Genomic DNA, 12,699 nt, shown 5'->3' on the forward strand with positions numbered 1-12,699 from the left:
AATTCATTCCCAACTTTCCTCTGTTTTTGGTGTTTTTCTCAAGGAATCATCCTTCCATGTTATATTTTCTCTCTGGACAATTAATCCACCCTGCCCTTCCCTTGCAGGGAAGGGGGCTGGGGGGTTAGGTTCCATTATCCAAGAAGGCGACTATGAAGAGAAAATCAAAACCTTCTTCGACCATCAACGCTTTTTAGATATTCTCAGATATTACATTGTTTTCCTAGAACGCGATGACGGCTTAACCAAAGTCATTTTACGCCAACACCAAACCCGTGCAGTCGAAAAAGTCCTGCAACGCATCCAAGACCCGAATAAAAAACGCGGACTAATTTGGCATACCCAAGGCAGTGGTAAAACCCTCACCATGATTACAGTTGCCGCCCAACTCCGCAATATTAGCGGCGATAATACCGTAATCATGATTATTGACCGCAACGAACTAGAAAACCAACTAGACAAAAACCTCAAAGCTTATGGCATCAAAAGCTATGAAGTCGCAACCAGTAAAGCAGACTTAGAAAAACTAATCCAAGATGATTATCGCGGGTTAATCGTCGCCATGATTCACAAATTCGACAAGATGAGAGTAGAAAATCAGCGTTCTACTATTACCGTCTTAGTCGATGAGGCACACCGTAGCACAGGCGGTAATTTCGGCATATATTTGATGGCTGCCCTCCCCAACGCCACATTTATCGGTTTCACAGGTACACGCGTCAGTAAAGCAGCTAAGGGAAAAAGCACTTTCCAAACTTTCGGCGAACCTAGTGACGACAACTACAGCCTAGATTCCTATTCAACCGCCGACTCAGTACGAGATGGCACAACCCTGAAGCTAAATTATGCCCTTGCTAAATCAGAGTTTCGCGTTCCCAAAGAAATTTTAGAAAAAGAATTTCTCCAACTCCAAGCCGCAGAAGACATCAACGACATAGAGGAACTTGATGGCATTCTCGATCGCGCGGTTAAATTAAAAGAGTTTCTCAAAAGTGCAGATAGAGTAAATAAAGTAGCTAAATTTGTCGCCGAACACTTCCGTGACTACGTTGAACCAATGGGCTTTAAAGCCTTTATGGTTGGTGTAGACCGGGAAGCTTGTAGACTTTACAAACAAGCCTTAGATAAATATCTCCCTAGCGAATATTCAACCGTCGTTTATTCCCGAACTACAGCCGAAGGACTGCGGGAGTATAACCTGACTGATGCCGAAGAGAAAGAAGTCCGCAAAGCCTTTATTAAAAAATCCGTCGTTTCTGCCAGAATATCCTTACCGGATGCAGTCATCGACTTTATCGAATCTCGCCCGAAAGATTTTAATTACGACACCAGCAAAACCCTAACTTTTACAGGTTATTGTTCTGCTGAAGATGCCCAAAATTTAGAAACCCTTTGCGGTGGCGATGCTGATGCTGTTACCAAAATTCGCCAACTGTACGAAGACTACCGCAAAGCCTTGCCCAAAATTCTCATCGTCACCGAGAAACTACTGACGGGGTTTGATACGCCGGTACTTTACTGTATGTATCTCGACAAACCGATGCGGGATCACGTTCTCTTGCAGGCGATCGCCCGTGTGAATCGCCCTTATGAAGACGCACAAGGTTTAGTTAAGCCCTACGGCTTTGTTCTAGATTTTATCGGTATCTTTGGCGACAAACTAGAGCAAGCCCTGGCCTTTGAGTCGGGAGAAATTAACGACATCATCCAAAATGTTGATGTGATCAAAAACCTCCTGCAAACGATGATGGCAAATACTGCACCTGAGTATTTACCGCTAGTTAAGGGATGGGACGACAAAGCAAAAGAACGGGCGGCGGTGCATTTTGCAGACAAAGATTTGCGCGAGAAATTCTTTAAATTTGTCCGCCAACTCCAATCAATTTACGAAATCCTCTCTCCTGATCCTGACTTGCGTCCCTTCATGGAAAATTATCAAAACGTCGTCAGGCTTTACGGAACCATCCGCGCTGCTTACAATACTAGTCCCTACATTGATATTGAACTCACCGCCAAAACCAAAGAACTGGTACGCCGCAACGTCACAATCGGCGAGTTGGAAATGCCAGGGACTATCCACGAACTCAATAGCCAACAATTAGAACAATTCCGCCAAAGTAGCACGACGGATACAGTAAAAGTTCTAAACTTGACTAAGGCACTGTTGAAAGCAGTACACGAGCAAAGTCAGCGATCGCCTTTCTTGCTGAACATTGGCGAACGTGCCGAAATTGTCCGCGCCAGCTTTGAAAAGCGCCAAATAGACGCACAACAAGCTTTAGCCCAACTAGATGAAATTGCCAATGAATGCGTAGAAGCAGAAGAAGAACGGCAACGGCTCAAGGTTGATGAAAACACCTTTGCGATTTACACTGTGATCAAGCAAGCAGGCGATCGCCTTGATATCAACCAAGCCGAAGGCATCAACGCCATTTATAGCAACTTCCCTGATTATTGGTGGGATGCGCGTCAGGAAATTGATTTAAGAACTGAACTTTACGCTACTATTTATCCGATTACAAGCTCAGTTGAGCAAACCATCGAAGTCACCAACAACTTGCTGAAACTCGAACGAGTCGAATCATGATTGCTAACTGCGACAATCTCAAATGGAAAGACGCGCAAGCATTTAAGGACGCTGTGGGAGAATGGAGCGATCGCATTAAAGTCCAAGTTAAACAAATTCAATTGCGTCCAATGAAGCGCAAGTGGGCATCTATTTCTACTACCGGACGCTTAACGCTGAATACTGAACTGCTAGATTTACCAAAAGAGTTGGGTGAGTTTGCGATCGTTCACGAACTGGTGCATTTACTCGTTCCCAATCACGGCAAGGTTTTTAAGTGTTTTATGTCTGCTTATCTGCCTGATTGGGAAGAGAGGGAGAAACGGTTACAAAATAGTTTTCAGAGATGATTGCCCATTCATTATGAGCTTAAATTATTTATTAATTCATCTAAAGCAGAATGTTTTATATCTTCAGGTAGATAATTAAAGACTTTTTGTAAAAGTTCTGGAGATGTATTTTTAGCGAACCAGTCATCACTAGGATTTTCTGTAATATTTAAAAAATACTTTAAACGTTTTTCTATAGCCTCTCTGTCTAGTGGTTCCAGTTGTCCAATTCGATTTAGCCAATCTCCTGCTAAGTCTTTAAAGCAGTTAGCATCAACAGTACATATTTGATGTACTAAGGCAAATGATTTTTTTTTCAGACCATTTTTGCTTGTAGGGTTAATCGGATATACTGTTGGTAAACCTTTATATGTTTCTTTTGAAGTTAATGGAATAAGCGTAAAAGTTTGTATATAGTTACAGTCATCTTGCAATTGGTCATTTGTCCAAATGATGTGAGGATGCTCTCCCCTGAAAACGCGACTAGAATTAATTTGCAGCGTACATGAGACAGCCTTACATTCTAGCTCACCCGGTTCATTTAGGTCATAAATATGATTATGACCTAATGTGCAACGAAGAGATACTCTATGGGGATTTATAAAATAGATCCAACCCTGTTTAGGTTTATATCCAGCCACTCTATAATCCTAATTCACTTATTAATTTTTCTCTTTCCGTTTGTAAGTTAAGCAGAACTTTTTCATCTGGTTTATGGATATCTTTAACTTCAAGCATTGGAGCAGTACTATATACATAATCTAATAACTGATTCAGTTTATCTTGTCCTGAACCAGCCCACTCTCTTCTAATATTATCAAGCACTAGCTTGAGACTCACAGGCAATTCCAGATAATCTGAACTAACCGCTTCAGCACCAAGTTTGATCAGCGTTGTATTTCCTTGAGATTCTTGAATAATCTCTTTTCCATTCATTTTATTTAAAGCAGCATCTATGTCCTCATGCCAAGGACCATAGTTATAATAATACCATTCTAGTTCAGTAAGCTGTTTTCCCGTCCATTTAACAGAGTAAAGGTCAGCCAAGTACAAAAACTTAATTAGTTGTGTTTTTGTGATATACCCTTTTGTCTCGTAGACAAAATACTTTATGAGCTTGTCCAGCATAGCTCTTCGTTCTTCTGATTGTTGATAAGTTGTTGGTTAAGCATTGATATACATAATGAATATTCGTGCTAAGTATTGTTTATTACTGTACCAGATAAACATTTCACAAATAATCAATAATGCAACCTTGTTAGCTCAAGTCTTAGTTCATATGTACTATTAATTTTAGTACATATTCAACAAGCTTGTTAAAACTTTACAATTAACTCAATAAAACAATATGGTTCTGTAAATCCCGCACAGCGTCCTGCTCCTTCCTTGTAATCTGAAGCGTAAAGCCTTCCAACGCTCAATTTGCGGGTGAAGTTCCTGAACGCGATCGTGTCTAAACAGCTTTCTGCAACTCTACCATTTCCCTACTCGATTTTGCTATGACAGAAACGCTCAAAAATAACACACTGCAACCTTATACAATTGAAATGTCTGAGGCTGCCCGCGAACTAATTGCAGGTGTGGAATTAGACGATGAGTCATTAGAAGATGGCTAATTTTGTCAGTAATGGGTGGAGAGTTTACTTTCATCCACAACTATTTGGTACTGAAGTTGTCAACTAGTTTAAATCTTGTTATCATTTATGCTTAAAATTGCATAAGAGGTTTATTTAGCAATCTACTAAAAGCTAAAGTTGACCCTTTGCAGGACTCCCGTAACCGATGCTGACTGAAATTTTGCCTTTCCGCTTTGAGTTAGACACGATCGCGATCGCTGGAGCGAGTTTGTGGTCATTGGCGCTATATCTAGGTTTATCAAGAGTCAATGAATGGGTAATCGAGCAACTCAATCGCTGGTTTAATTTTGCGGAGCGATCGCTTTATACCAGCCAGACAGAGTTTGAAAAGACTCGTAAAGGCAGAGAATCCCAAAACGCTTTTTATGCCTCATTATTTAGCATCGCGCCTTTTTTAGTAGTTGGTGCTTTATGTAACTGGGGTCTGGAAATTAGTTTAGGTGAGAGTTGGGGGATTAGTACAGGAATATTAGCTTGTATGAGCGCTGGCATTTATGAACTTGGCCGCAGGGATGGAGAATCTTCGGATTAAGGGACTTGCAAATCAGAAGTTCACAAAGATTAGTTCGAGAACCTTTTTCAAGGGTGACTTGATATTATAAGACCTTGCCTGTTCTCGAACTATCACTTCAATAATTGCATAAGCTAGATCGTGAAAAAATGCTTTAGAAGAGCCTATTTCGCCAAATCCACCCCATCTAAAAGAAATTTCACCAGAGCCAAATATGTTGCTCACTCCAGTTTCTTGAAGCTTCAATTTTGCGCCATCAACAACACTTGGGGCGTACTCTTCAGTTATGCCAACTCTCACTATATCTAACGATGATGCTAGAGTTGTATTGAGTTGGCGCTCAAATTCAGTTGAAATGCTAACCTTTAATACTAATTTGCCAGAGTCATTTGGCTCAAAAATAGCACCTAAGCAGCCATACAAAAATCTAGCTCCTAGAGGCGCTAATATCTCAATCATTACTCCTCTTTTTGAAAATGAACCAATTTTTATATTATCAAGGATGATTTCTATCCTTTCATCTATTACAGGATAAAAAACAGGTTGGGAATCTCCAGGAAAATATAATGGTTCATCCTGCCAAATACGAGCTTTTCCCGTTAAACCTAAATCAAGTGCTTTCATATTTACTCAATTCCCCAAGCTTTTCTCCAATTTCTATTGAAGTCTTCTGGATAAGCTTTAATTACTTCAGGATGATACAAGCTGTATGGTGATATACCATAATATGCTATGGCCATAGGATGAGCCGTATACCAATCATAACCTTGTTCCATTAGTGCAGCCTCTTTTAGTTCATGAAAGTAGAAACTAGCATCAGCTCCAGAAATTTTGTGTCCCAAATCTAAAGTTTGCTCAAGTCTATCAATCATTTTTTGGCTGGGTAGGAATTCATCAAACTTACTTATGTGCTTCTTAATAATCTCCAGTTTTTCATGCTCAACATCATACTCTTTATCAGTTAAGGTTCCAAGAAAATTTTTGTCGGGATTTACAGACAAAAGAGTAACTCACTTTTACCTAAATGCATCACAGTTTTTCTGTATAGACATAAAAAATCACTATTTAAAATTCAAATTAATTTTTGCCCATCTCCCACGATTTATCAATTTCCTCGCTAACAATCTGTGCGATCTTCTGGGCTGCGCCGCTTTCGCCGCGAATATTGCGGAGTTTAGCGCGGATATCAGCCAATTTTTCTGGATGCGCTAATAAGTCTAAAACCATTTCTCCAACTTCTTGCGGTTGAAGTTTACCCATAAGTTCTGGTACTATCTCTTCCTGTGCCCAGATATTTGGCCATGCTAATAAACCTTTGCGTCTCACAAATCTCAGGAATAACCAATTAATCATCTTAGCGAAAGGCGTACCGACTCCTGGCAGATTTGCCAACAACCCAGGTAAACCATCCCAAGAACGCATAGCGTCAAGTTGCTGAGTTGGCAGCAAAACAATCATTGGTACTCCTAAAGCACCGAGTTCGGCAGTGTTTGCCCCCACTGTAGTCAAGCAGATGCAGCACTGCGATAATAAGTGATATGCAGGGTTTTCTTGCCACAGTTCCACAGTTAAGCCCGTTGTTGTTTTGAGCAATGCCTTGCCTGTAGCGTCCTCTGGGACAATTAAGCAAGCACCGTTAAAGCCAAAAGTTTCCACAAAAGGGTTTTTTTGGGAATCGCCAAAACTAGCTAAAGTTTGTAAATCGACGGTTGGAGCGACAGGAATCACAAATTTAGTTTGGGGTCTGTTGCTGTGAATGTATTCGGCGATCGCTAACATTAAAGGTATCCCTTGGGTTAATTTTGCCGCTTTTGAACCCGGTAAGATACCAATCAAGTCAGTGCTAAGTGCTGAATCAGGAGTTAAAAGTGAGGAGTTAGGAGTCAGCATTTCTTTCTCTCTCCCTGCTGCTTCTAACATCAAATCTCCCACAACAGTGAATTTGTGGGCATATTTTTGCGAAACACGGGCAGCAACTTCAGCTTTCATCACGCCAAAGCGATCAATCCAGTTATGCCAACGGGCTGACCATTCGGCGTAAACCACTGTACGATATCCGAGCTTTTTGCCTATGACTACGGGGAAAATTTGATCGCCACCGAGAAAAACAATTACACCGCGATCGCACCAGTCCCAATTATCAAATGTTTTCCCCCAAAGCAAAAATTTCCAAAAATGCTCTGCTCCCTGAACTCTATCTACTTCTGGGTAAGAAAGTGCGATCGCGGCTTCTTTACCACTGGCATTTGAGCAAGGTGATAATACCACAGAAATCCTCACTACAGAACGGTCATCCCCTAGTTCTTGCCGCAACGCCTTCACTACTGGGCGCACCCAGGTTGTTACCTCACCTGGGCCATTTGATAAGATGAGAATATCTACTTGAGTCATTAGTTAATGGTTAAGAGTTAGGGGTCATTAGTCAAGAGGGAAATATTACCTAATTCGTTCCTAATTTATAGAGGCACAACATTAATGATATAATTGCAGACTATGTTCGATAATGTCTGCAAATTTCTCGCAGAGTCATTTTCAGCCGACTTTGCAACATGGCTACTCGGTGAACCAATTACACTTACCGAACTTAGTCCATCTGAATTATCACTCGAACCCATCCGCGCCGACGCACTAATTTTATTGCAGTCGGATGAGGTTGTTCTCCATCTTGAATTCCAAACTATACCCAAAGCTGATATTCCCTTTCGGATGAGCGATTATCGTTTGCGGGTGTATCGAAAATTTCCCCATAAACGAATGCGTCAGGTAGTGATTTACCTAAAACCAAGCGATTCTGAGCTAGTTTATCAAACGGAATTTGTTCTAGAAAATAGCCTACACCGATTTGAAGTAATTCGACTTTGGGAACAGCCAACTGAAATATTTTTCAATTCTCCAGGTTTGCTACCGTTTGCAGCTTTAAGTCAAACCGAGGATAAAACACGAACTTTAGAAGAAGCTGCCCAAGTTATTGAGGCATTAAAGGACACTCGAATCCGCAGTAATATTGCTGCATCAACAGCAGTGTTAGCTGGGCTAGTATTAGATAAACAGTTGATTAAAAGAATTTTGCGGAGTGATATTATGCGCGAATCTGTGATTTATCAAGATATTTTGGAAGAAGGGCTTGCACAAGGGATTGAACAAGGTATTGAACAAGGTATTGAACAAGGGATTGAACAAGGTATTGAACAAGGGATTGAACAAAAAGCTCAAGAAATCGCCATCAAAATGATTCACAAAGGTATCGATATTGAAACAATAGTAGATTTTACAGGTTTAACTATTGAACAAGTTCAACAATTACACGCTAAAACTCTCACTAATCAAGCCGAGTGATATTATGCGCGAATCTGTGATTTATCAAGATATTTTGCAAGAAGGGTTTGCACAAGGATTAAAACAGGCGCTTGCACAACGTATTGAACAAAAAGTTCTAGGAATGTCCATCAAAATGATTAACAAAGGTATCGATATTGAAACAATAGTAGATTTTACAGGTTTAACTATTGAACAAGTTCAACAATTACACGCTAAAACTCTTGGTAATCAATCCAAGTGATATCATGCGCGAATCTGTGATTTATCAAGATATTTTGCAAGAAGGGCTAGCACAAAAAGCTCAATAAATTGCAGTAAATATGCTCAATGAAGGAGTAGCGATCGCTCTTGTTGATCCCATTCCCAACAAAACAGCTATAAACACGATAGGCTCAATACTCATAGATTAATATTTAATCATATTGATAATGTCTTATAGCGACTTCTCGCTCTCAAAAGTCAAACGCGACTTTAACTTAACAATGGTTGAAAATGGACGGTTTTTACCCGAAACGCAGTCTATAGAACCTAGTCTTTATCTCAAAGAAGCATTAAGCGAAGGACTACCGCTAGCAACAGCGACTGGTTCAGAAAAAGCTCGCTCAGAGTTAATTATTAGTCCTATCCTCGTAGAAGTTCGGAAAATTCTCGAACGCAAAGTCAGTTTTTTTTCGGGTGAAGATTTTACCGTCGCAGCAGATTTAGGCTTAAGTGGAGTGTGTGATTTTTTAATTAGCCGCTCACCCGAACAAATATTTATTGAAGCTCCTGTCATCGTGATTATAGAAGCGAAAAAAGGTGATTTAAAACCGGGTTTAGGGCAATGTGCAGCAGAAATGATTGCTGCACAAAAATTCAATGAAATCAATAATATATCAATTAAGACAATTTATGGCAGCGTCAGCAGTGGTACAGCTTGGCGATTTTTGAAATTAGAAGGGCAAACACTGAGTATTGATTTGAACGATTATCCCGTTCCCCCAGTGGAAATATTATTGGGAATGTTGGTTTGGATGGTACGCGAAGGCTAGATATTTTTATCTTAGTATCTTAGCTCGACTTTATCCAAAATTAAGAACTCGCTTTTATTTATCCAGCAAAAACCCTGGCTTTTTCGCAAATACTTTTTCCACGTCACAGATTATCGATGAAGTTAAAAAAGTAAAACTAGCGTCCCACAAAGGTTTCAGCAATAGCGATTGCGTTGCGAAAAAAATGGATAAAGTCGAGTTTAGCTAAAGTCCGTTAAAACGGACTACAACCTTTTCTCAGTCGTCTTGAGACGACTTTCGCTATTAGACTCAGAATTCATTCTGAGGCGAGCTAGATGAGAAAGAAATAGCCCTGGCTGTACGCTAACACTCTCAAATCTCTATTATGTAGAAATCGAATACTCTAGAAAACGTGGATTATCAATTCTTTTGGAAGCGTCTAATATTTCTAGCCCGATAATATTTCCGTCTTCATCGTAATCTAAAATTACCCCTGGCTTTTCTTCGTCACTATCTTCTATGGGTACATCGCTCAATATAATTCTTAATATATCTACTTCTGGGTCATAGGTAATTTTCATATTTCTCTCCAGTATTTTATGCAGAAGATAAATACTAATTGCTCTTATATTTATCTAAATTATTTAATTCATCTTCCAGAGAATCTGAATTCTCAGAAGCTTGAATCACAACTTTAATACCAATAACTAATTGATGATTTTCAATATTGATATTAGTTACATTCACCAAAGTTTTATCAAGCGATAAATCTAAGCCTGGAACCTTTATCGACTGATTTTTATACCCCGCATCATCGAGCCATTCAGAAATATTTCGCCAATTTTCTAACTTTTCATCAGACTTATCCAACAAACTTTTTACATACCTATATATAGTTGCACACAGGTCAGTTTCTACACCCTTGCCGTTTTTACCGAGTTTCTCAGCTATTTCAGCCGGACTACAGCCACAAAGCAAACCCCGCAAGTGACGCTTTTCCACTGGTGTCAAACGCTTACCTTTCACTGATGACAAATCAGAGTAAAGGGTTTCCAAGTCCCAGTGGTTTTCTGCTTGCATAAAGGGTTCATTGCTAGATGCCATAGTCAAATGTTGAAGATTGTCTTAGATTTCCTGATGTAATCTTACCATAACTCCTGATGGCAGCTAGTGATAATTAGCTTTTAATTGAAAGATACTGAGATCAAAGCAACAAAAATTACATTATATTTAGTGATCTATTATGGATAAGCTAGTTGACAAAATCGCGGCATTAGGTGTACCTGGTCTGGTACTTTTGGTTACTATGGCTGTTACGGGATGGGCTGGAGCGGTTGCAATAACTACAGCTTTAGCAGTGCTTGGTGGCCCATTCGGAATGCTTGGAGGAATTGCTGTACTTGGCTTGCTCGCTCTAATGTCACAAGGATTAGCTGAGTATGGGTTTGAAGCAATTTTTAAGTCTACTGTAGAGCAACTTAGAACAAAAGGGAAATCTAAATCAGATATAGAAAGCGAGATTGAATCCTACCCTATTTCAAGCGATTTGAAGTTGAAGATAAAGGATTATTTGAGAAAACTTGCATAGCTGAGATACTGTTCCATATCTTATTAATCGATACTTCAAACAATAAAATTGACCATGAACACGAATCCAGAACAAGAATTAATTCAAAATCCTGTATCTCAATCAGGCGAAAATAATCAAACGATTGAAGAACTACAAAAAGGAGATTTTTATAAAAAGATAATTTCATTTTTACAACCTATACCATCAGGCTTAAATAAGCTCTTTACTGCCCTATTTAAACCCAATTCTCCGTCCAAGCCTGTCGATGAAGGAACTTTTTCTCAAAAGACAGAGCGTATTCATGCCTATAGTGATTTTATTAAATCTGCATCCAAATTCATTTGGATTGGTGTTGTTTTTATAATCATTATTCAACTATGGGGTAATTTTTCGCTCAATCATATCAGCGATGCATCTAAACGTAAATCAAATACTGTCACCATTACTATTCCTGAACAACAGCGAACTAAAATGTCTGATGACGTTGCAAATGCTCTTGGCAAGGCATTAGTTGGTGCCAGAGAATCTGCATCGAATAATATGGAACAATGGCATGATGAGGTAATGCAACGTGTAGACCATCAGTTTCTCGATTGGTACTACAATTATTTTACTCAGTGGGGTGTTGGTGTAGAAGCTATTTGGGTAAATATTAGTGATACTTCAGAAGAAGAAAAAGCTGAAAAATTAATTGGTAGTTTCCAAAACGAATTTACTAAGAAGGTTTTGCAACCATCATCAATGCAACTTGAAATGGAACGTTTTACAAGAGAAGCAATTGATAAATATGTATCTGAAGCTAATCAAAAATTAGCAGGAATCCAAAGTCAATATCAGATTCCCCGACCTGTTTGGGAAGAATTTCTAGAAGGTTTAGGAAGTACAACATATAATACAGGTAGCAAAGAGCAAAATCTCTCTATTCGCGCACTTTCGCGTGGTACAGGTTATGTAGCCGCTAGTGCAATGATGAAAGCTGTTAGTGTTATTGGTACTAAGAAAATTGCTACAGGAATTGTGAGTAAAGGAACTTCTAAAATAGTTGCTCAGATAGCAACTAAAACTGCAACAAAGGTAGCAACAGAAGGAACAAGTGAAGTTGCTGCTGGACTTTTAGGTTTAGAGTTACTTAATCCTCTTGCTGGTTTAGGAATTTTAGCATGGGATATCTGGGATCATCATCAGACCGTTAAAGTAGAAAGACCAATTCTAAGACAAAATCTCAACAATTATTTGGATGAGGTAAAAGACTCATTACTGAATGATAAAGAAAATGGAATTTTGTCTTCAGTGAATAAATTCCATGATGGAATTATAGATACTTTAAATAGCAAGCCAATATTAGCTAAATAAAAGTGGACAGTGTAGAGACGCGAAATTTCGCGTCTCTACAGGTCTATGTATGGTTATCCAAAAAATCCTTAACTGAACTGTATTTTTTGATAATTTGTCAATTTAAACCGAAATAAACCCAATACGGTTCGGTTAAGGTTATTTGATGAAAATAATAGATCCCAAATCCGCGATAAATCTCCGTCAGTCCGAAGGACTGATTATTGTAAAGACGGCGATTTATCGCGTCTCTTTATTGCGTCTCTTGTCTTGACCGAACAGTATTGGAAAGAAACCTGCCTCTCAAATACTTGGTAAAAATCGTAACTAAGCGGATTAAAGTCTGTCTATACTAACCTAAAAAATATTTAGTCAGTATAGACAATTTTTGTTTTGCAATAAGCTACTAAATAGCTATTTAGCTATAAATAAATATTGCAAAAA

At 39.1% G+C, this 12,699-nt stretch carries 15 protein-coding genes; 8 read left to right on the forward strand and 7 right to left on the reverse strand.

Translation table 11 applies throughout. From position 1 onward, the window contains the following. A partial coding sequence (locus tag V7K31_RS16130; RefSeq protein ID WP_335095316.1) for a type I restriction endonuclease subunit R occupies positions 1-2,587 on the forward strand: 2,587 nt, incomplete at its 5' end. Next, positions 2,584-2,916 carry a M48 metallopeptidase family protein gene (locus V7K31_RS16135; protein WP_335095317.1) on the forward strand — a complete coding sequence of 111 codons (333 nt, stop codon included), beginning with the start codon at positions 2,584-2,586 and terminating at the stop codon, positions 2,914-2,916. The genes V7K31_RS16130 and V7K31_RS16135, both read left to right, overlap by 4 nt. Positions 2,917-2,927: 11 nt before the next feature. On the opposite strand, the gene V7K31_RS16140 is transcribed toward V7K31_RS16135, so the two are convergent. Both V7K31_RS16140 and V7K31_RS16145 read right to left on the reverse strand, forming a co-directional pair. Next, the gene (locus tag V7K31_RS16140) at positions 2,928-3,536 is read right to left on the reverse strand and encodes a type II toxin-antitoxin system PemK/MazF family toxin (protein WP_335095318.1); all 609 of its coding nucleotides are present in this window, start codon (positions 3,534-3,536) and stop codon (positions 2,928-2,930) included. A 1-nt stretch (position 3,537) separates the two neighbouring features. Continuing rightward, the gene (locus V7K31_RS16145; protein ID WP_335095319.1) at positions 3,538-4,023 is read right to left on the reverse strand and encodes a type II toxin-antitoxin system antitoxin SocA domain-containing protein; all 486 of its coding nucleotides are present in this window, start codon (positions 4,021-4,023) and stop codon (positions 3,538-3,540) included. A 654-nt stretch (positions 4,024-4,677) separates the two neighbouring features. On the opposite strand from V7K31_RS16145, the gene V7K31_RS16150 reads away from it, so the two are divergent. Further along, positions 4,678-5,064 (forward strand): hypothetical protein, encoded by a 387-nt coding sequence (locus V7K31_RS16150; RefSeq protein ID WP_335095320.1) that lies wholly within the window; start codon positions 4,678-4,680, stop codon positions 5,062-5,064. Between the two features lie 12 nt (positions 5,065-5,076). Here V7K31_RS16150 and V7K31_RS16155 read toward each other — a convergent pair whose 3' ends face one another. From V7K31_RS16155 to V7K31_RS16165, 3 genes are all read right to left on the reverse strand, one after another. Then, entirely contained in the window at positions 5,077-5,667 is a 591-nt protein-coding gene (locus tag V7K31_RS16155; RefSeq protein WP_335095321.1) for a hypothetical protein, read from the reverse strand. A 2-nt stretch (positions 5,668-5,669) separates the two neighbouring features. After that, positions 5,670-6,044: a hypothetical protein gene (locus V7K31_RS16160; protein ID WP_335095322.1), complete on the reverse strand. Its 375-nt coding sequence runs from the start codon at positions 6,042-6,044 to the stop codon at positions 5,670-5,672. A 76-nt stretch (positions 6,045-6,120) separates the two neighbouring features. Further along, positions 6,121-7,434, reverse strand: coding sequence for a lipid-A-disaccharide synthase (locus V7K31_RS16165; RefSeq protein ID WP_335095323.1), 1,314 nt, complete (start codon positions 7,432-7,434; stop codon positions 6,121-6,123). A 102-nt stretch (positions 7,435-7,536) separates the two neighbouring features. Here V7K31_RS16165 and V7K31_RS16170 point away from each other — a divergent pair, with 102 nt between their 5' ends. From V7K31_RS16170 to V7K31_RS16180, 3 genes are all read left to right on the forward strand, one after another. Further along, positions 7,537-8,379, forward strand: coding sequence for an Rpn family recombination-promoting nuclease/putative transposase (locus V7K31_RS16170; protein WP_335095324.1), 843 nt, complete (start codon positions 7,537-7,539; stop codon positions 8,377-8,379). 4 nt (positions 8,380-8,383) lie between these two features. Beyond that, positions 8,384-8,602, forward strand: a complete 219-nt coding sequence (locus tag V7K31_RS16175; RefSeq protein ID WP_335095325.1) for a hypothetical protein — start codon at positions 8,384-8,386, stop codon at positions 8,600-8,602. Between the two features lie 187 nt (positions 8,603-8,789). Further along, positions 8,790-9,392 (forward strand): hypothetical protein, encoded by a 603-nt coding sequence (locus V7K31_RS16180; protein ID WP_335095326.1) that lies wholly within the window; start codon positions 8,790-8,792, stop codon positions 9,390-9,392. Positions 9,393-9,736: 344 nt separating this feature from the next. Here the strand turns inward: V7K31_RS16180 and V7K31_RS16185 are convergent, their stop codons facing one another. Next, positions 9,737-9,934 (reverse strand): DUF2283 domain-containing protein, encoded by a 198-nt coding sequence (locus tag V7K31_RS16185; protein ID WP_335095327.1) that lies wholly within the window; start codon positions 9,932-9,934, stop codon positions 9,737-9,739. Between the two features lie 34 nt (positions 9,935-9,968). After that, complete coding sequence (locus V7K31_RS16190; RefSeq protein ID WP_335095328.1) at positions 9,969-10,457, reverse strand: helix-turn-helix transcriptional regulator; 489 nt, start codon at positions 10,455-10,457, stop codon at positions 9,969-9,971. A gap of 139 nt (positions 10,458-10,596) precedes the next feature. Here V7K31_RS16190 and V7K31_RS16195 point away from each other — a divergent pair, with 139 nt between their 5' ends. Continuing rightward, positions 10,597-10,941, forward strand: coding sequence for a hypothetical protein (locus V7K31_RS16195; RefSeq protein ID WP_335095329.1), 345 nt, complete (start codon positions 10,597-10,599; stop codon positions 10,939-10,941). A gap of 54 nt (positions 10,942-10,995) precedes the next feature. After that, on the forward strand, positions 10,996-12,276 hold the full coding sequence (locus V7K31_RS16200) for a hypothetical protein (protein WP_335095330.1): 1,281 nt from the start codon (positions 10,996-10,998) through the stop codon (positions 12,274-12,276). The last annotated feature ends 423 nt before the right edge of the window (positions 12,277-12,699 follow it).

This window comes from Nostoc sp. (assembly GCF_036917675.1).
Classification (GTDB): domain Bacteria; phylum Cyanobacteriota; class Cyanobacteriia; order Cyanobacteriales; family Nostocaceae; genus Nostoc.